General features: G+C 46.0%; 16 protein-coding genes. 11 read left to right on the top strand and 5 right to left on the bottom strand.

The window, feature by feature from the left end:
- Positions 1–30 precede the first annotated feature (30 nt).
- The 7 genes from queA to secF all read left to right on the top strand — a co-directional run bounded on the left by queA (position 31) and on the right by secF (position 7,463).
- The gene (gene queA / locus CDG60_RS03740) at positions 31–1,068 is read left to right on the top strand and encodes a tRNA preQ1(34) S-adenosylmethionine ribosyltransferase-isomerase QueA (RefSeq protein ID WP_087513136.1); all 1,038 of its coding nucleotides are present in this window, start codon (positions 31–33) and stop codon (positions 1,066–1,068) included.
- A gap of 16 nt (positions 1,069–1,084) precedes the next feature.
- Positions 1,085–2,116, top strand: coding sequence for a hypothetical protein (locus CDG60_RS03735; RefSeq protein ID WP_087513135.1), 1,032 nt, complete (start codon positions 1,085–1,087; stop codon positions 2,114–2,116).
- A 17-nt stretch (positions 2,117–2,133) separates the two neighbouring features.
- A complete protein-coding gene (locus CDG60_RS03730; protein WP_087513134.1) occupies positions 2,134–2,700 on the top strand; it encodes a LemA family protein in 567 nt (188 codons plus the stop codon).
- Positions 2,701–2,964: 264 nt separating this feature from the next.
- Entirely contained in the window at positions 2,965–4,095 is a 1,131-nt protein-coding gene (tgt, locus tag CDG60_RS03725; protein WP_087513133.1) for a tRNA guanosine(34) transglycosylase Tgt, read from the top strand.
- Positions 4,096–4,199: 104 nt separating this feature from the next.
- The gene (yajC, locus tag CDG60_RS03720; protein WP_087513132.1) at positions 4,200–4,529 is read left to right on the top strand and encodes a preprotein translocase subunit YajC; all 330 of its coding nucleotides are present in this window, start codon (positions 4,200–4,202) and stop codon (positions 4,527–4,529) included.
- A 53-nt stretch (positions 4,530–4,582) separates the two neighbouring features.
- Complete coding sequence (gene secD / locus CDG60_RS03715) at positions 4,583–6,484, top strand: protein translocase subunit SecD (RefSeq protein WP_087513131.1); 1,902 nt, start codon at positions 4,583–4,585, stop codon at positions 6,482–6,484.
- A gap of 10 nt (positions 6,485–6,494) precedes the next feature.
- Positions 6,495–7,463, top strand: coding sequence for a protein translocase subunit SecF (gene secF, locus CDG60_RS03710; protein WP_087513130.1), 969 nt, complete (start codon positions 6,495–6,497; stop codon positions 7,461–7,463).
- Between the two features lie 98 nt (positions 7,464–7,561).
- Here the strand turns inward: secF and CDG60_RS03705 are convergent, their stop codons facing one another.
- From CDG60_RS03705 to cysM, 5 genes are all read right to left on the bottom strand, one after another.
- Entirely contained in the window at positions 7,562–8,209 is a 648-nt protein-coding gene (locus CDG60_RS03705; RefSeq protein WP_087513201.1) for a 4'-phosphopantetheinyl transferase family protein, read from the bottom strand.
- Positions 8,210–8,290: 81 nt separating this feature from the next.
- Positions 8,291–10,597 carry a RelA/SpoT family protein gene (locus CDG60_RS03700; RefSeq protein ID WP_087513129.1) on the bottom strand — a complete coding sequence of 769 codons (2,307 nt, stop codon included), beginning with the start codon at positions 10,595–10,597 and terminating at the stop codon, positions 8,291–8,293.
- A gap of 29 nt (positions 10,598–10,626) precedes the next feature.
- On the bottom strand, positions 10,627–12,018 hold the full coding sequence (rlmD, locus tag CDG60_RS03695; protein WP_087513128.1) for a 23S rRNA (uracil(1939)-C(5))-methyltransferase RlmD: 1,392 nt from the start codon (positions 12,016–12,018) through the stop codon (positions 10,627–10,629).
- A gap of 6 nt (positions 12,019–12,024) precedes the next feature.
- Positions 12,025–12,846: a 3'-5' exonuclease gene (locus CDG60_RS03690; protein ID WP_087513127.1), complete on the bottom strand. Its 822-nt coding sequence runs from the start codon at positions 12,844–12,846 to the stop codon at positions 12,025–12,027.
- 32 nt (positions 12,847–12,878) lie between these two features.
- The gene (cysM, locus tag CDG60_RS03685; RefSeq protein WP_087513126.1) at positions 12,879–13,799 is read right to left on the bottom strand and encodes a cysteine synthase CysM; all 921 of its coding nucleotides are present in this window, start codon (positions 13,797–13,799) and stop codon (positions 12,879–12,881) included.
- Positions 13,800–13,953: 154 nt separating this feature from the next.
- Here cysM and CDG60_RS03680 point away from each other — a divergent pair, with 154 nt between their 5' ends.
- The 4 genes from CDG60_RS03680 (at position 13,954) to CDG60_RS03665 (ending at position 19,378) form a co-directional block, all read left to right on the top strand.
- Positions 13,954–16,764 (top strand): GacS-like sensor histidine kinase, encoded by a 2,811-nt coding sequence (locus CDG60_RS03680; protein WP_087513125.1) that lies wholly within the window; start codon positions 13,954–13,956, stop codon positions 16,762–16,764.
- Between the two features lie 121 nt (positions 16,765–16,885).
- A complete protein-coding gene (locus CDG60_RS03675; RefSeq protein WP_087513124.1) occupies positions 16,886–17,674 on the top strand; it encodes a crotonase/enoyl-CoA hydratase family protein in 789 nt (262 codons plus the stop codon).
- Between the two features lie 26 nt (positions 17,675–17,700).
- Complete coding sequence (locus CDG60_RS03670) at positions 17,701–18,570, top strand: NAD(P)-dependent oxidoreductase (protein ID WP_087513123.1); 870 nt, start codon at positions 17,701–17,703, stop codon at positions 18,568–18,570.
- A gap of 25 nt (positions 18,571–18,595) precedes the next feature.
- Entirely contained in the window at positions 18,596–19,378 is a 783-nt protein-coding gene (locus tag CDG60_RS03665) for a hydroxypyruvate isomerase family protein (RefSeq protein ID WP_087513122.1), read from the top strand.
- Positions 19,379–19,434: the final 56 nt, after the last annotated feature.

Below are 19,434 nucleotides of genomic sequence, written 5' to 3'. Positions count from 1 at the left end.
AGCTCTTTATTTCTGTTTTTATTTATCATCATGCAACTTTCAGATTTTAATTTTGATCTCCCTGACGAACTGATTGCCCGCTATCCGCTGGAAAGCCGCAGTGCATCCCGACTGCTGCATCTGGATGCACAAGGACAGTATCACGACTGTCATTTCACCGATATTCTCGAACTGCTTGCACCAGGCGATCTGCTTATTCTGAATGATACAAAAGTCATGAAAGCCCGCTTAAAAGGTAAACGTGCTTCAGGGGGTGCTGTCGAAGTTCTGGTCGAGCGTATGCAGGACAGATTTATTGCACATTGTCATATTAAAGCCAGCAATTCACCTAAAGCAGGTGCTGAGTTGTTTATTGGCCCGGATGAAGTGAAAGTCACGGTTCAGGGTCGCCATGAAAACCTGTTTATTGTTGAGTTTTCACAGCCCATTCTGAATGTACTGGATCAGTATGGACAGTTACCTATCCCGCCTTATTTCAACCGTGAAGCAGAAGCGATTGATACTGAACGCTACCAAACCGTGTTCAATGACCCGACCAAACTTGCCAGTGTCGCCGCTCCAACAGCCAGCCTGCACTTTGATCAGAACTTACTGGAAAAACTTGAAACTAAAGGTGTCCAGAAGACTTTTGTGACCCTTCATGTGGGCGCGGGGACTTTCCTGCCCGTCAGAACCACTGATATTGAAAATCATATCATGCACAGTGAATGGTGTGATGTGCCTGAACATACCGTGGAACTGATCCGTCAGACCAAAGCCCGTGGCAACAAAGTCATTGCTGTCGGCACAACCGCAACCCGAGCGGTGGAAAGTGCTGCACAGGCGCATGATGGTGAGCTTGCAGCATGGACAGGTGACACACAGATTTTTATTTACCCAGGCTATGAGTTTAAAGTGGTGGATCGTCTGATCACCAACTTCCACCTGCCTGAATCCACCCTGCTCATGCTGGTTTCTGCACTGTCCAACCGTGAAAACATTCTGAATGCCTACCGACATGCTGTTGAATGTCAGTACCGTTTTTTCAGTTACGGTGATGCCATGCTGATTGACCAGGCAACGTCCTGATTTCACGGAGTTATCCATGCCACTGGACAGTGTCAGACAGACCATACATATCCGTCGAAAGAAAAATCGGGTGGTTTTTCATAACATTGCCCGGTTATGGGATCTGGCACGTAACAGCCATTCCCATCAGGATCTGCTGGATGGTCTGCATCCCTGGAATGCTCCTATCACGCTGAAATTTGAGAATATTCAGCCCATTTTACTGGGAATATGCGGCATCTTTATCAGCCTGATACTGTTTATTCAGCCTGAGGCTTTCTGGGCTCAGCTCTGTCTGCTGGCAGGACTGCTGATGATTTTCTGGGCATTCATCAGCTATGAAAATGATGACCCTGTCGAGGAAGTCATTGCTCACCTTGAAAAAGAAGCGATTGCGAAAAAGTATCAGCTGAACTTTCAGAGACAGCCTCAACATCTTTCTGTACCACTGAACCCTGTACTGTTTATTTCCCAGTTAAAACAGATGTTTCCCGTATTCAGCCAGGGCAATATTTCCAATGATTTTCCCTGGTATGCCAGCACTGTCTGGCAGGATGATCAGGGCAAAGATCATCAGGTGATGCTGTTTCAGTACCGCTATATCAATGAAATCCGCGCCAAAGATAAAGATGGCAATGACATTAAGATTAAAGAAGTACAGCGTGACCTATGGGGCGTGTTTGTTTTTGATATAGAAACGCGGGGACTAGCTGTCACTACTGCCAATAAATCTTTTTATTATCCCTACAGTTTCCCCTGGCAGACCAGTGATATTCAAAGCAATGAAAAACTGCGGTTCTTTGGCAGTGACCGCCTTGAAGTGGTGAAACTGCTGACCCCTGCCATGGTACTGAAACTTTCGGACTTCTTTGCACAACATCATGGTGATCTGATGTTTCACCCGGACAAAAACATGCTGTGCTTTTTAGGTCCCTCTAATCTGTTTCATATGAACAGCCGTAACACAAAAAAAATAGAAGATATCTCGGCTTTACGTGGACACCTCCGCACATTTAATTTACCTTATCTTGAAAAACTGCAACACGATTTAACACAGTTTTTAAAATAACAATCCTGGGGAAGAACATGGGCTTACTGATTTTTTTACTGGTCATCATCGCCATCGTGGTCGGATGTGTGCTGGTCCGCAACAATATAGTCCGACATCATAATGCCACCGTTCGTGCCTGGTCAGATGTTGCCAGCTATGAACGTCAGAAAGTAAAAATACTCGATGCACTGCAGCCGTTGGTCGAACAGTATTCTGCATTTGAAAAAGGCACACTGGAAAAAGTCACTGAACTGCGTCAGAATATCATGAGTCTGAACATGAAAACTGCCGATGTCTCTCAGTTACAGCGTATTGAAGCACTGAACCGTGAGCTGATTCAGAACTTAAATATTGTGGTGGAAAATTATCCTGAACTGAAAGCCAACGAAATTTACCTGAGAATGATGAATGAAATCGATGAGCAGAATGAAAATGTCGGTGCTGCCATTACGATTTTTAACCGCAATGTAGAGCTGTTCAACAACCATATTCAGATTTTTCCGAACAATATCATCAACACCATGACACTGGGCAAAAAAGCCATCCGTCCTTTCAGAGACAGTACAACTCTACAGAATTTTGATTATCGTCCAAATTTCTGATCTGAACCCACAGTTGAAGCCCCGCAAAAATCCAGTCACTTTTAAAGTCGGCTGGATTTGTTTTTTCAGCAAGTGTCACCATTTATATAAAGTCCCTTTTTTCTGATGTGTTCATGCAGCTTCAGCAGTGTCAGTGTTCAGTCGGTAACGAATTGATGTTTCTGTGCAGTAACACTGGTAATTGGATGCAGAATCCAGGAAAATGGTGGACTTTTAGCCCTGACAATCAGCGAACTGTTTTTTCGCCATGATTTTGGAACCTGTATGAAGTTTGAAAAACTTGGTCAGTCGGGTCGCGCCCGTCGTGGCCGTCTGACCCTCGAACACGGTGTGGTCGAAACCCCTGTGTTTATGCCTGTTGGCACTTATGGAACTGTCAAAGGCATGCTTCCTCGTGACATTGAAGACATTCAGGCACAGATCATTCTGGGCAACACTTTCCATCTTTATTTACGTCCAGGACTGGATGTGATCAGAGAACATGGCGGTCTGCATGAATTTATGAAATGGAATAAACCCATTCTGACAGATTCAGGCGGCTTTCAGGTGTTCAGCCTGGGTGCCATGCGTAAGATCAAGGAAGAAGGGGTAACTTTCCGTTCGCCTATTGATGGTTCTAAAGTATTTCTGTCCCCTGAAATTTCCATGGAAATTCAGCAGACATTAAACTCAGATATCGTCATGATTTTTGATGAATGTACACCTTATCCTGCCACTCACGAAGAAGCACAGAAATCTTTGCAGCTTTCCCTTCGCTGGGCAAAACGCTGTAAAACTCATCATCATGATGTCCTGAAAAATAAAAATGCCTTATTCGGTATTATTCAGGGTGGTATGTATGAAGATCTTCGTGATGAATCACTCAATGGACTCAAAGAAATTGACTTTGACGGTTTTGCCATTGGTGGGCTTTCTGTCGGTGAACCGAAAGAAGAAATGATCAAGGTACTGGATTATCTTCCTGCAAAAATGCCTGAAGATAAACCACGTTATCTGATGGGTGTAGGTAAGCCTGAAGATATCGTTGAAGGTATCCGCCGCGGTGTTGATATGTTTGACTGTGTGATGCCGACACGTAATGCCCGTAACGGACATTATTTTGTGACTGATGGTCTGGTGCGTATCCGTAACAGTAAATACCGTCATGATCAGAGTCCACTCGACCCGCACTGTGACTGTTATACCTGTACCAATTTTACCCGTGCTTATCTGTTCCACCTGGAAAAATGTGGCGAGATGCTGGGTTCCATGCTCGGTACCATTCATAACCTGCGTTATTACCAAAGATTTACACAGGACATCCGTGATGCATTGGATAATGGCAGCTTCGATGCATTTGTTGAAGACTTTTATACACGTCGCGGACTTGAAGTACCGCCCTGTCCACAAGATTAATTCTTTCAGCATTTGCGCTGAAGAAAAAGACAGGGTAAATTGCTGAACAAACCAGTTTATTATCATTGTATTGATATACAGTTTTATTAGTTTAGGAAATTGAAATGAGCCTTTTTATTTCTACTGCTCACGCAGCAGGTGAAGCCGCACAGCAGCCAAGTATGGTCGCTAACCTATTAATGATTGCTGTTTTTGTTGCAATTTTCTACTTTCTGATCTGGCGCCCTCAGGCAAAACGTGCCAAAGAGCACCGCACCCTGGTTGAAAGCCTGGGTGTAGGCAGTGAAGTTGTTTTTGCCGGTGGCCTGATGGGCAAAATTTTAAAAATTGAAGGTGATTTTGCTGTGGTTGAACTGAACCGCGGTAATGAAGTAAAAATCCAGCGTGCAAGTGTCATTTCAGTACTTCCTGAAGGCACATTAAACAACCTGTAATTAAAAAACAGTCGTGCGCGAGCACGACTTTTTCATTTTAAGAAGAAAATTAAATGCGTTACCCAGCATGGAAATATCTGCTGATCCTGGTTGTCCTGGTTATCAGCACGTTATATGCCCTGCCAAGTTTGTATCCTGATGAACCTGCCGTTCAGATTTCAGGCGCCAAAGCCGGAACTCAGATTGACAGCAGCATCATACAAAAAGCAGAGCAGATACTGAAAAGCGAAAATATTAAAAGCCATGACAACAGCTTTACCAACAATGCGGCACTGTTACGCCTTGATTCATCTGAAGCTCAGCTGAAAGCCAAGGAAGCATTACGTCGCAGCCTTGGTGATGACTATGTTGTTGCACTGAACCTGGCTCCAACAACACCTGAATGGCTGCAGAAAATTGGTGCAAAACCAATGAAGCTTGGCCTGGACTTACGGGGTGGTGTTCACTTCCTGCTGGAAGTGGATATGGACAAAGCCATTTCACAGCGGATGGAAACATCAGAAACAGATATCCGTCGTCAGTTCCGTGACAACAAGATCAAGTTCAACAGTCTGTCCATGAACAACAACGTCATTACGGTACAGTTTGCCAGCAATGATGACCGTTCCAAAGCGATGGACTTCCTGCGCAGCAATGGCAATGAATTCACTCAGCAGGCTGTAGCAACTGATTCAGGTTCTACACTGCGTCTGAGCTATACAGATGTCCGCAAACAGGAAATTCAGTCCTATGCGGTCAATCAGAACTTAACCACACTGCGTAACCGTATTAATGAACTGGGTGTAGCAGAAGCACTGGTACAGACTCAGGGCAGTAACCGTATTGTGGTTGAATTGCCTGGTGTACAGGATACAGCTGAAGCAAAACGTGTTCTGGGTCGTACTGCGAACCTTGAATTCCGTCTGGTTTCAGACCTGAATGATCAATACATTGATTCCTACACAGGTAAATCCAACGGTCAGCCTCTACCTCCTGGTACAGCTGCCTTTGCATACGAGTCACTGGACAGCGGTCGTGAATTACTGCTGAACCGTAACCGTATTCTGACTGGTGAACGCGTTCAGAATGCAACTTCAGGTTTCAGCCAGGACACGGGTGGTGCTGAAGTGAATATTACCCTGGATGCGGCTGGCGGTAAGCTGATGGCAGATGCAACCCGCAATGCTGTCGGCAAACGCATGGCCGTTCTGTTCATCGAAAACAAACAGAAAATCAGCTATGTTGCAGACCCAGCAACAGGTACACAGACTGAAGTCCGTACACCTTATACTGAATCTGTGATTATCAATGCGGCAACCATTCAGGCTGTTCTGGGTTCTCAGTTCCGTATCACAGGACTGGATTCGCCACAGGAAGCTGCTGAACTGGCATTGATGCTTCGTGCAGGTGCGCTTGCTGCGCCGATGTACTTTGTGGAAGAACGTGTTGTTGGTCCAAGCCTGGGACAGGAAAATATTGATAAAGGTGTTACATCCACCATTGTTGGATTTATCCTAGTCGCTTTATGGATGGTGGTGTTCTTCCGTCTGTTTGGTCTGATTGCCGATTTTGCTCTGATCATCAACCTTGCCATGCTTTTAACAGTCATGTCCTGGATCGGTGCCTCACTCACCCTGCCCGGTATTGCCGGTATCGTGATCACCATTGGTATGGCAGTCGATGCCAACGTACTGATCTGCGAACGGATACGGGAAGAACTGCGATGGGGAGCCTCACCTAAGCAGGCGATTGTAGCGGGTTATGATCGTGCCTATAACACCATTTTCGACTCGAACTTAACCACATTCCTTGTGGCGTTCATTTTGTTCGCAATTGGTACAGGTCCGATTAAAGGCTTCGCGGTTACCCTGATGATTGGTATTGTCTGCTCGATGTTTACTGCAATTACAGTAACACGTGCAATCGTACAGATTATTTACGGTAAAAAGCGTAACCTGAAAAAGTTGAGCATATAGGAGATCGAAGATGACTGATGTGACTCAACCGAAAAAGTATGGTCGCCCAGACGATGAAAAAATCATAAACTTTATGAAGATTGCCAGACCGGCGGCAATCATTTCCATCCTGCTGACACTTGCGAGTATCTTTTTCATTTCCACCAAAGGTCTGAACCTGGGGCTTGATTTTACTGGCGGGATCTCTGCCGAGCTGAACTATCAGCAGGCTGCTGACCAGAAAGACATCATCAATGCCCTGCAAGGCGCTGGCTTTGAAGATGCCGTTGTACAGACCCTGGGTTCCAATAAAGACCTGCTGGTCCGTATGCCTGTTCAGGACAATGTACAGGCTGAAGATCTGACCCGTACCATCACCAAAGCAGTACAGCTTCCTGGCAATACTGCCGAAGTCCATAAAGTGGATGTTGTGGGTGGACAGGTCGGTAATGAACTGTATATCCGCTCTGCAGGTGCTGTTGCACTTGCAATGCTGCTGATGCTTGTTTACGTGACCATCCGTTTCGAATTTAAGCTCGCACTGGGTGCTGTCCTTTCCCTGCTGCACGACGTTATTGTGACGGTTGGTATTTTTGCCATGATGCAGTGGCCTTTTGACCTGACGGTACTGGCTGCAATCCTGGCATTAATTGGTTTCTCGCTGAACGATAACATTGTTGTATCTGACCGTATCCGGGAAAACTTCCGAAAAATCCGTGGTGCTTCACCGCTGGAAGTTGTGAACTCTGCACTGACAGAAACATTAAGACGTACCATTCATACCTCCATGACCCTGTTACTCGTTGTGGTTGCCATGATGATCCTAGGTGGGGATGGTCTGAAATGGTTCTCCGTCGCCATGTTTATTGGTGTATTTGTCGGTACATATTCTTCTATTTATATTGGTACAGCCTTTGCCTTATGGCGTGGTCTGAACCGTCAGGACTTCATTGTTCAGGTTAAACCTGAATTTGAAGAAGAAGAGGAAATCCCTTCTTAATACTGAATTTCAGTTCCTGTTCAATACAAAACCCAGGCAGCTTCTGTTTCCTGGGTTTTTCTTTGCCATCACTCTGAGACTGTATGATCTGCCCAGTATCAGGAATGACGTATCAGCTCAATCTTCGGAAAATTAAAACCTTTACATGACAATTCAGAGCGCCACGCCACAGTCAGCATACTGCCCATAACAACATAGCTCTGAAATGCAAAAACACCCAGTCGATCATGGCTACAGATTCCACCGCTCATACCACTGGTCAACCCCACACTCAGCTCATTCAGATTCATCCGTATGCCCAGCCCTGCTGCCTTTAAAATGGCTTCTTTGGCTGTCCATATACGGAACCAGTATTCTGAGTCACAGTCATATTCCTTCCACAGCTTTATTTCTTCTGTATGAAAAGCATGTCCTGCCAAAGCCTCAAAACGTACCTGACGGTTCAGATCTTCAATATCGACGCCCAGATCGCGTACCTGATGACTGCTGGCCAGTGCATAATGCTGTCGGCTGTGACTGTGATTAAAACTGAAATCAGGAAAATCTTTCAGATAAGGCTTTCCAAACTCAGTAACAGCAATATCTTCTGGCTGAAGCGTATGACTTAAATACTGACTCAACAGACTGTTACGAAAGCCATGAATCGCCTGTTTCTGTTGCTGAATACGGAGTTTTGGCACATCAGACAGATTATCTGCATGCACAATGTATCCAGTTTCACATACATCCAGCCGAATCGTTCTCATCTCTGCTGCCCTTTCACATTTCAGATTACAATAAAAAACCAGCAAATCATTGCTGGTTTTCACTACAGAAGCACTGAAAAATCAGTTCCCCTGCACAAGCCGTCTGGCACTGATAATACCAGGCTGCTGCTCAAGTCGGGCAAGCAGACGCGACAACTGCGCCAGCCCTTTAACTTCAATCAACAGCTTCATGTTGGCAATACCATCTGATTCTGAAATTGTATTGACCTGACGGATGTTGATCTGATCTGAGAAAATCACCTGAGTCAGATCTTTAAGCAGACCACGGCGGTCATATGCTTCAACCACTATCTGCACACTCTGACCGCGTGTCGGCTGCATTTCCCAGTCCGCTTCCACCGCACGTTCAGGTTCCAGGCTGATCATACGGACATAATCCGTACAGATAACCTTATGGATGCTGACACCACGGTTTAAAGTGATATAGCCTCCGATAGACTCACCATGTACAGGCTGACAGCACTGTGCAACATGCAGCTCCACATTGTCCAGACCATCAATCAGAATGCCATGGGCAGACAAAGTATGACTTGCACGTGGATTCAGCGTTGGCTTCAGCACCAGTTCAGGCTCATCCTGATCCAGATGCATATGTTTGTTGACCTGATTGATCAATGCATGAAGACTGATGTCACCATTCACCAGACCAATCAGAATATCATCACCACTTTTTACATTGAAATGATTGCAGTAATCACTCAGATCAATACTTTTTGGGTGTATCGCAAGACGTGAAAGCTCCTTGTTCAGGATTTCACGACCCACTTCGAGGTTCTTACTTCTGTCCTGCTGACGGAACCAGTGGCGCAGCTTGTCACGAGCACGGGCAGTTTTGATATAGCCCAGTGAATTGACAAGCCAGTCACGGTTCGGCTCTCTGTCTTTTTTGGTCAGAATCTCGACCTGTTCCCCTGTTTTCAGAGTATAGGTCAGAGGTACATAACGCTGGTTTACCCGCGATGCATAGCACTTGTTTCCGACCTCTGTGTGAACATGGTAAGCAAAATCAAGCACCGTTGAACCACGAGGCAACTCTTTGATATCACCATCGCGACTGAACACATAAATCTTTTCAAAATCTTCGAACTCCTGGATCTGTTCAAAGTTTTCTTCAGTGTCTTCGTCTTTATACGCACTGGCATCATTACGTTCCTGATAATGCTCCAGTACAGCTCTTAATGAATGCAGACGATGGTTAAATGAATAATCTGTGGACTTTGCACCTTCTTTGTAGTTGAAGTGCGAACAAACCCCCAGCTCCGCTTCTTCATGCATTTCCATGGTACGGATCTGCACTTCGAGCGATTTGTTTTCTGCAATCACCGCAGTATGCAGTGAACGGTAACCGTTGGCTTTGGGGTTGGTGATATAGTCATCAAACTGATGAGGAATATGACGCCAGATCTGATGCACAATCCCCAGTGAGTGATAGCACTCAGGAACTGTTTTGACCAGTACACGTACTGCACGGATATCATACAGCTGATCAAAACTCAGATTTTTACTCTTCATTTTGCGGTAAATCGAGTAAATATGTTTTACCCGACCCGAAATTTCAGCCTCAATTCCATCATTCAGCAGTTCTGCACGAAGTTTATCTATAACAAACTGAATATAATGTTCACGTTCCAGACGCTTTTCATTCAGTAAGGATGCAATTTCTTTATAGCGTTCAGGCGCGAGATAGCGGAAAGCCAGGTCTTCCAGCTCCCACTTCAGCTGAGCAATGCCCAGACGGTGTGCCAGTGGTGAGTAAATCGTCAAAATTTCTCGTGCCACACGCTCCTGCCGCTCTTTGGAAGCTTTTGCAAGTTCCCGCAGTGCATAAGTACGTTCAGCAAGTTTGATCAGTACAACCCGAACATCTTCCGTGACCGAAATCAGCATTTTATAAATGCCGGTCAGATGCTCACGCTGGTTGTTGTTAAAATGATCTTCAAGTCGTTTATTTTTTTCAATCAGTTCAGAAAGCTTACCCATGGCAAGCGTACCTTTCACCAGACTGTACACCTGCTCACCAAATTTCTGGCGGATTTCTTCAAGGGTGGTCAGTCCTTCACGGACACTACGGTACAGCATTGCAGCAGATAAAGTATCTTCATCCACATGTAAATGGGCAAGGATATCTGCCATTTCAATACCGGTATAAAAAGTATTGGAACGGTGACTGGGCGCTGCATCCAGTTCACGCTGCAGTGTCAGGCAGGCAACTTCTTCGAGCTGCTTCAGTTGTGCCCCATCCAGTATGCTTCTGACCCGATCCAGCCATTCCGCCAGATCGTGCTGAGCTTGCTCGGCATGTTCTACAGTCGCTTCCTCTGACAGTTCATTCAAACGCCCGGGAAGTTGCTCACGTACTGTGACCATACCGTTCTCCTAAATATATATGCTTCATATTATAGATCGTTTATTTCGTTCTCTTTCTCAAACAGGGCAATGGATTCAACATGTCCGGTATGCGTGAACATATCCATCACACCTGCTTTTTTCAATTGATACCCCTGTTTCACCAGAATACCGGCATCCCTTGCCAGTGTTGCAGGATTACAGGATACATAAACGATTCTTTTTGCACCAAATTTGGGCACGTAATGCATCACTTCCTCTGCACCAGAGCGCGGAGGGTCTATCAATAATGCCTCAAATCCTTGATTTGCCCAAGAATGATGCGAAAAATCTTTTGTTAAATCTTGTGAATAAAAGTTAATATGCTGAATCTGGTTACGTTCTGCATTTTCAGTGCCACGTTTAACCATTTCCTCACTGCCCTCAACCGCAACAACCCGTCCTGTGTCTCCAACACATCTTGCAAGTGGCAGGGAAAAATTTCCAAGCCCACAGAACAGATCCAGAACCCGTTCTCCCTGCTGTAACTGAAGCAAATCACATGCCAGCTTCACCATCTGAGGGTTAATGGTCGAATTGACCTGAGTAAAGTCCTGCGGATGAAAACCAAATTCAACATTAAAATCATCCAGACTGTAATGCAGACGCATTTCAGCAGTCGGATCATCAACACGATGAACACTTTCAGACCCTTCAGGCTGCAAATAAAGCTGCCATGCTTTATTTAACGTAAAGTTCTTCAGCAGGTTGACATCTTCCGCCGTTAATTCTTCCGTATGACGGATCAACAGGGCTTTTTCCTTGTCCCCCATTGCCCATTCTATATGACCAATTGCAGCTTTGGCTTTTAGACTTTGGAGTAACTGCTTAACATGCGTGACAGAGCCAAACTCGTGGTCGAGTATCATACAACGGTCGATAGATGTGAGTCTGTTGGTCTGGCGTTCACGAAAACCAACCACCAGTTTATCTTTCGCAGGTATGTAACGTACCCCGATCCGTGCTTTCCGACGATAATCCTGACGTAACGAGCGCAGAGGAGACAGCCATTCTTCCGGCTGTATACCAGCAAAATGCTCCAGATGTGATTTCAGCACATCCTGTTTCAGACGGATCTGTTCATCCTCACGGACATGCTGCATGCTGCATCCACCACAAACCGTATAGTGTGGACAGGCAGGTTCAATCCGATCCAGCGAGCTGTCAGCCAGCACTTTTTTACAGTCTGCTTCTTCCAGCCGTTTTGCCTGATGCGTAATCTGAGCGAAAACTTCTTCACCAGGCAATGCATAACTGATAAAGACCTTTTTGCCCTTTTTTTCCTCAGGGTGGTCAGGATGCGTTCCGTAATGTGCAATTCCACGACCTTCATGTGAAAGTGACTCAATCCGAAAAATATAACTGGACTGAGGAGCTGTACGAGGTCTGGCTTTGTATTTCATGGATACCTAAGATATGGGAGAGGAAAAATCAGAAGCTGTGAATACAGTCTGAAGAGAGGTTTCATGCCAGACGTTCAAAAAATCTGCATGCTGAGGCTGGGTTTTCAGATACTGAATGGTTGCCTGAATCCAGAGACCATGATCATGATGATTTAACTGACCTTTCAGCAGCAACCACCGCAGATAGATCAGCCATGTATTCAGCACATCACCTTCACAGTAACCGGTCAGCTGCTGCCATTGCTGTGCTTTGACGTATTCAGGCACATGGTAAGCACCGTCACCGCGTTTACCTGGAAAGCCCAGCAGATGTGCCATATCATCCAGTTTCTGGAAATTACGACCATTGAACATTGCCATCACATCCATCAGATCAACATGACGGTGGTGATACCTGTTCTGATAGTTATTATAACGTTTCTGCTGATCAATTTCTCCCTGATCAAACAGACCAGGAGCGGACAGACCATGATACATTGCTCTGTACAGAATCACCGGAATATCAAACTGAGAGCCGTTCCAACTGACCAGAGTCGGATGCTTTCTGTCAAAAATAGCCAAAAAGCGGGTCAGAATTTCTGCTTCAAAATACTGTTCACGACTGAACGAAAACAGCTTCATCATGCCGTTTTCATCAATGCCCAGTCCAGATATGCAGACGATTTCATGCAGTGGTAAACGCTGAAAATCCATACCTGTTTCCTGACGGCGCAACTTGGTCAGCGCCGCTTCAAGTGCAGGTTCCGGCAGATCCAGATGGTACAGATGTGCGCCTGATTTCAGATCAGTCAAGGTTTCAATATCAAATATCAGTATTGGTAAACGCATTTCATCTCAACTGAGTAAAGGGCTGAACAGAATTATTCTGCATCCACAACTGAAAACAGACCTGTAGACAGATAACGGTCACCACGGTCACAGACGATGCAGACAATCACGGCATCTGGATTTTCTTCTGCAATTTTTATGGATGCCCATACAGCACCACCTGAAGATGTCCCTGCGCTGATACCTTCTTTACGCGCCAGCTGACGTGCAGTTTTTTCTGCTTCAATCTGTGGAATATCCATAATGCGGTCAACACGCGATGGATCAAAAATAGTCGGCAGATATTCTTTAGGCCAGCGGCGGATACCTGCAATGCTTGCACCATCTTCTGGCTGTAAACCAACAATCTGAATATCAGGATTCTGTTCTTTCAGATAACGGGAAATCCCCATAATAGTACCGGTTGTGCCCATGGAGCTGACAAAATGAGTGATTTTGCCACCGGTCTGCTCCCAGATCTCAGGACCGGTTGTCAGATAATGTGCCTCTGAGTTATCAGGATTGCCAAACTGATTCAGCACCAGTCCAACGCCATCCTGCTGCATCTTTAAAGCCATGTCACGGGCAGTTTCCATATCGGGTGCTTCAATCAGTTCCGCGCCATAAGCCTGCATGGCATCTTTACGTTCCTGACTGGAGTTACCTGGCATGATCAGCTTCATTTTATAGCCACGCATGGCAGCGACCATCGCCAGTGCAATCCCTGTATTTCCGCTCGTCGCCTCAACCAGTGTGTCGCCAGGCTTGATCTGACCACGCTTTTCAGCCTGCATGATCATGTTGTACGCTGGGCGATCCTTGACTGAACCCGCTGGATTATTGCCTTCCAGTTTTGCCAGTACGGTTGCTTGAGTGTGACTTGCCAGACGCTGTAGACGCACCAGAGGAGTTTTCCCTACATAGTGATCCAGTAAAAATTCGTCTGCTTGAAAATCAGGGGTTGTATTACTCATTATATGTACCTGTATCGAGGTGCGACTATTGTATGAAAAAATGACTTCTCCTGCACCCATTTCCCAGGCTTTTTATCGAATGTGATTAAAGCTCAGTCAGTTCCAGTTTAAAGCATGCTAATATGCCTGACTAAGGGAATTAACAGCTTTCACCATGTCAAATATCAATAAGAAATTATTTAAGCGGCTACACTTAAATCATGCTTATGGGCAACTGATTGCCCTGATTTTTGTACCGATTACCATTCTGGCATGTGTGGGTACTGTCCTGGTTCTTTCTGAAACCTCCAGTGCTGCAAAAGCACAACAGAAACAGATGGCTATTGCCATTCTGACCCGCAACCAGTCTGCTGCTGAAAATGCACTGATGCAGCTCGACCGCTTTCCCTGGCAATATGATCAGGCACGTTTTTTCATGCAGAACATGATGAATGAAAAACATCTGATCCGTACTGCAATTATTGATTCAAAAAACTCAAACCGCCTGAGCATGGGCTATCAGGATCAGTCGGCCTGGCCTGAATATGACACCAGACAGTCTTTTATTGGTCCTGTTGAACATAAAGACAGCCATGTGTACGGGCTTCAGATCAACGAAGGCGTGGGTGATCATGCCTGGTTGCTGATTGAACTGGATAACCAGCCTTTACAGATTGCCCGATACAGAGTCCTGATCGTGCTGGTGGCAACAGGCTTACTGACGTTACTGCTGTTACTGCTGTGTCTGAATTTCTATTCCCGCCGCTGGATTGCACCCATGTATGAAATCCGCATGCAGCTACAGCGACTCAATGCGGATACGCTGGATCAGCACATGGTCATTAACAGTACCGGTGAGCTGCGCCTGTTACAGCGTGATATTGCCAATGTCGTCAAACGGCTGCATTTCAGTTTTCTTGAACTGAAAGAACACACCGAACAGACTGAAGATGACTTACGCAGAACTTTAGACACCCTTGAAGTACAGAACATTACTTACCGTCAGGCACGGGATCAGGCCATTTCTGCAAACCAGTCCAAATCAGTCTTTCTGGCGAACATCAGTCATGAGCTGCGTACACCACTGAACAGTATTGATGGATTTATTCATCTGTTACTGCGTCAGGGCAATCTCAACAACGAACAGAATCTGTATTTACAGACCATCCGTAAATCTTCTGCCCATCTGCTGGCACTGATTAATGACGTTCTGGATTTTTCCAAAATTGATGCCGGCAAACTGGAACTTGAAACCGCACCGTTTGATCTGGAAGAAGCAATTTTTGATGTGATGGATATGCTGTCTCCACCGGCAGCACAGAAACACATCAACATGACCTTCTATTATGCGGATAACGTCCCTAAATATCTGATTGGTGATGCATTACGCTTTAAACAGATTCTGACCAACCTGATTTCCAATGCCATCAAATTCACACCTGATGGAGAAATTATTGTACGTGCACGAATGGAGCAGGATGATATCGGTCAGTGCCTGCTGCATTTCAGCGTGCAGGACAGTGGTATTGGTCTGAGTGGCACTGACCGTAAAAAACTGTTTGAATCTTTCTCTCAGGGCGATGCATCCGTCACCCGTCAGTTTGGCGGTACAGGACTTGGACTTGCCATTTCCAAACAGCTTGTTCATCTGATGCAGGGACAGATTGGTTTTGAGGATAACCAGGAACGCGCACCGACTGAAAAAGGCTCAACTTTCTGGTTTACTGCCATGTTCAACGTTGATGAAGATGATGGTATTGAGCACCCTGATTTCAGCCACATGCAGGTTGTTTCCTATCTTGCGCACCCTGCGACAGCAAACGTACTCCGACATTATCTGGAAGACTATAAAGTTCAGCATACTGAAACTTCATCCATTCTGGATCTGTTCAGCCGACTGAACCATTTGCCTGGCAACATTGAAAACACCTGGCTGATTGTGGATCACAGTGGCGACTCCGAAGCACTGCTGACCGAAATTCGCACCCGTTACAATGGTAACCTGGCAGTCTATGGCTATCAGATGGTACTGGAACCCGGAATCCTCAATGAACACCGTGCCCGTCCACTGTATCAGCCACTCAGCCGCAGTGCCTTAATTCAGCTGCTGAGTAATCAGCCTGTCTTTGATCAGGATGAACATGAAGACTTCAATGGTCAGGGCTTACACATCCTTGCAGTCGATGACCATTTGCCAAACCTGATTGTTCTAGAAGCGTTACTTGCTGAGCTGAACGTCAGAACCACCAAAGCGCTGAGCGGACAGGAAGCCCTGGAAATTCTTCAGAATAACCTTGAGAGCAAGGCACAGCCTTTCGATCTGATTTTCATGGACATCCAGATGCCTGTCATGTCTGGTATTGATACCACCCGTGCCATCCGCTCACTGGAATCCACACTTGAAAATCACAAACGTTTACCTGTGATTGCACTGACTGCACATGCATTGTCCGATGAAAAACAGAAACTGCTGAAAGGTGGTATGGATGATTACGTCACCAAGCCGATTCAGATTGAACAGATTATTCAGATCCTGACCCAGTGGACCACACAACAGTTCAACAAAGTCAGTACTGTGGAAAAGGCTCATGTGATTGAAGCGCTTGACCCTCAGATTATGGACTGGCAACAGAGTCTCCAGCTGGCTGCCAACAAGGAAGATCTGGCCGTGGATCTGCTGAAAATGCTGACGGACAGTTTTGAAGCTGAAGTGAATGAAATGGAACAGCTGATTGCGCTTGAAGATTTTCCTCAGCTTGAGCATGTACTGCACCGCCTGTATGGCGCAACCCGTTATGTCGGTGTGCCTGCCCTGCAGGAAGCAACCGGTTCATTTGAACAGTTTGTTTCCACTTTACGCAAAGAACGGCGTAAAGCTGACGAATACTTTGTGCAGGAAACCCTGAACCGCTTCAATGACCTGAAAGCAGTCATCCAGCAGGTGGAACAAGCCGCTCAGATTATTCTGAACAAACACAACCTCTGAAGCACCACGGGCGCTACACGACTAAAGTCCACTACGTCCATTCATGGATGTGACTGTACTGTCATGTATCCTGTACGCCCCCATGTTATGCTCAGAAACAGGACAATAAAAGGTTTTTACCATGGCTTTACTGCGCATAGAAAAAAATAACGGCATCGCTACAGTTTCCCTGAACCGCCCTGACAAGCGAAATGCAATGAGTTTTGCATTACTGCGGGAACTGGTCAGTACCGCTGAAAAAATTAAAAAAGACCGCAGCATCCGTTGCGTTATTCTGACAGGTGAAGCAGGTGTCTTCAGTGCAGGTATTGATTTAACAGACCTGAACAATCCTAAAAACACCGCCTATGCTGCATGGGAACTCATCAAACCAGGACAAAGCCTTTTCCAGAAAGCATTTCTGATTTGGCAGGAACTTCCTGTCCCTGTGATTGCTGCAATGGAAGGCTTCTGCCTCGGTGCAGGTATGCAGCTTGCACTGGCAGCGGATATACGTATCAGCCATCCTGATACAAAAATGTCCATTATGGAAAGCCGCTGGGGACTGGTTCCTGATATGGGACTGACCCGCTCCATCAAAGGCGTGATTGGACTTGATCTTGCCAAAGAGCTGACACTGACTGCCCGTGTTTTTGATGGTCACTATGCCAAAGAAATAGGACTGGTGACTCATCTGGATGAAAATCCACTGAACAAAGCAGTGAGTATTGCACAGGAAATGCTGCAACGTTCTCCAGATGCCCTGATGGCTGCAAAACGCGTACTGGATGCAATGGAACATCAACCGACAAGATCATTACGCCTTGAAAAAATATGGCAGTTAAAACTGCTGATGGGCAAAAACAGTAAACTTGCACGTAAAAAGGATAAAAATCCGGATGTGCAGTTTTTACCGCGCCAGTATAAGTAATTCAATTTCAGAACAGGAAATGGAACATGAGTTTTGATCGCAGTACCCAGATTGCATTTTTAGGTATGGGACTGATGGGAAGCCGCATGGCAACCCGACTGATTCAGGCAGGCTTTAACGTTGCTGTATGGAACAGAACCCTCAGTGCCTGCGACTCACTCATAGACATGGGTGCTGTATTGCTCGATCTGAAAAATATCGGGCAATACCCTGTCATTCTGACCTGTCTTGCAGATGATCAGGCGGTTCATTCCGTTTTTTCACAGATATCCTCCTCTTTAAACCCTGGGCAGATCATCATCGACTTTTCCAGCCTGTCTGTGGATCAGACCCGTCAGCTGGCAAAACAGGCAGCACAGTCCAGTGTCGAGTGGATTGATTCCCCTGTTTCTGGGGGCACTGCTGGTGCTGAAAATGGAACCCTGGTTATTTTTGCAGGGGGCAACCCACAGTCCATTGAACGGCTGACGCTGATTTATAATGTTCTTTCCCAGCGGGTCACCTGTATGGGTGAAACAGGAACCGGACAGGCGACCAAAATCTGTAATCAGCTGATCGTTGCTGCTAACAGTACACTGATCGCTGAAGCCGTGGCTCTTGCAGAAAAAGCAGGTGTGGATACACGACTGCTGGCACCGGCACTTGCTGGTGGTTTTGCTGACTCAAAACCCTTTCAGATCCTGGCTCCACGTATGGCGACCCACACCTTTGAGCCCGTTCAATGGAAAGTTCAGACACTGTCCAAAGACCTGAACAATGCCGTTAAACTTGCCGCTGAATATCAGCTGGATATTCCTGTTGCAACCACAGCACTGTCTCAGTTAAATACTCACCAGCAGCAGGGATTTGCCGAATCAGATCTGGCAACCATCATCCACCAGATCAAATCTTTATAATGTCAGCCAGACAGGGAACCGACCTATGACCAGACTTGCAGTCAATCTTTCCATGATTTTCACAGAAGTGCCACTCATTGAACGTTTTGCACTTGCTCAGGCTCAGGGATTTGAACATGTGGAAATTCAGTTTCCCTACGAACTCAGCATTGAAGCCATTCAGGAGCAGTTACAGCTGCACAGGCTCAGTCTCTGTCTGATCAATGTCCCTGCTGGAGACCTGATGCAGGGTGGAAATGGGCTGGCAGGTATTCCAGGCAAAGAACTTGAATTCAGCCGTGCACTGGAACAGGCTGTGCATTATGCCAGAGCACTGGATGTCCCCCGGGTCAACATTCTTGCTGGTAAACAGCCTCAGGATGCCGACCTGCTGCCCTGCCTGAACACACTCGCTGAAAACCTGAAACTCGCCTGTCATATCCTTTCAGAACACGACATAGAACCTGTGTTTGAAATGATCAACGGTACAGATATGCCCCGTTTTCTTGTACAGAATATTGCTCAGGCACAGGAAATGCTTGAAGCAGTTCAGCATCCAGCCCTGAAAATGCAGTACGACTGTTACCACATGGCGATGATGGGGGAAAATGTACTGGAAGCCCTTCAGGACAATCTTCATGATATCGGTCACATCCAGTTTGCAGACTGTCCTGGTCGTCATGAACCGGACACGGCTCAGATCATGTGGGCAGAGATTTTCAACTGGTTACAGCACAGCAGCTATCAGGGCTTTATTGCCGCAGAATACCGCCCTCAGTCACATTCGGTAAACTCTTTCGCATGGAAGAAAAAATACTTTTCTGAATAAGCCCGAAGCAATACTGGATTGATTTGAAATCCACCAGTAAAACGGCTATATTAGAT

Source organism: Acinetobacter chinensis (genome assembly GCF_002165375.2).
Classification (GTDB): domain Bacteria; phylum Pseudomonadota; class Gammaproteobacteria; order Pseudomonadales; family Moraxellaceae; genus Acinetobacter; species Acinetobacter chinensis.
Note: the sequence above shows the minus strand (reverse complement) of the source record. Positions and strands in the feature narration are given on the sequence as shown.

What these genes read in the sequence shown, in the direction of transcription:
- CDG60_RS03735 (WP_087513135.1), top strand. Translation starts at nt 1,085, where the DNA reads ATGCCACTGGACAGTGTCAGACAGACCATACATATCCGTCGAAAGAAA.
- secF (WP_087513130.1), top strand. Translation starts at nt 6,495, where the DNA reads ATGACTGATGTGACTCAACCGAAAAAGTATGGTCGCCCAGACGATGAA.
- CDG60_RS03680 (WP_087513125.1), top strand. Translation starts at nt 13,954, where the DNA reads ATGTCAAATATCAATAAGAAATTATTTAAGCGGCTACACTTAAATCAT.
- yajC (WP_087513132.1), top strand. Translation starts at nt 4,200, where the DNA reads ATGAGCCTTTTTATTTCTACTGCTCACGCAGCAGGTGAAGCCGCACAG.
- CDG60_RS03665 (WP_087513122.1), top strand. Translation starts at nt 18,596, where the DNA reads ATGACCAGACTTGCAGTCAATCTTTCCATGATTTTCACAGAAGTGCCA.
- CDG60_RS03690 (WP_087513127.1), bottom strand. Translation starts at nt 12,846, where the DNA reads ATGCGTTTACCAATACTGATATTTGATATTGAAACCTTGACTGATCTG.
- CDG60_RS03730 (WP_087513134.1), top strand. Translation starts at nt 2,134, where the DNA reads ATGGGCTTACTGATTTTTTTACTGGTCATCATCGCCATCGTGGTCGGA.
- secD (WP_087513131.1), top strand. Translation starts at nt 4,583, where the DNA reads ATGCGTTACCCAGCATGGAAATATCTGCTGATCCTGGTTGTCCTGGTT.
- queA (WP_087513136.1), top strand. Translation starts at nt 31, where the DNA reads ATGCAACTTTCAGATTTTAATTTTGATCTCCCTGACGAACTGATTGCC.
- CDG60_RS03705 (WP_087513201.1), bottom strand. Translation starts at nt 8,209, where the DNA reads ATGAGAACGATTCGGCTGGATGTATGTGAAACTGGATACATTGTGCAT.
- CDG60_RS03700 (WP_087513129.1), bottom strand. Translation starts at nt 10,597, where the DNA reads ATGGTCACAGTACGTGAGCAACTTCCCGGGCGTTTGAATGAACTGTCA.
- rlmD (WP_087513128.1), bottom strand. Translation starts at nt 12,018, where the DNA reads ATGAAATACAAAGCCAGACCTCGTACAGCTCCTCAGTCCAGTTATATT.
- tgt (WP_087513133.1), top strand. Translation starts at nt 2,965, where the DNA reads ATGAAGTTTGAAAAACTTGGTCAGTCGGGTCGCGCCCGTCGTGGCCGT.
- cysM (WP_087513126.1), bottom strand. Translation starts at nt 13,799, where the DNA reads ATGAGTAATACAACCCCTGATTTTCAAGCAGACGAATTTTTACTGGAT.
- CDG60_RS03670 (WP_087513123.1), top strand. Translation starts at nt 17,701, where the DNA reads ATGAGTTTTGATCGCAGTACCCAGATTGCATTTTTAGGTATGGGACTG.
- CDG60_RS03675 (WP_087513124.1), top strand. Translation starts at nt 16,886, where the DNA reads ATGGCTTTACTGCGCATAGAAAAAAATAACGGCATCGCTACAGTTTCC.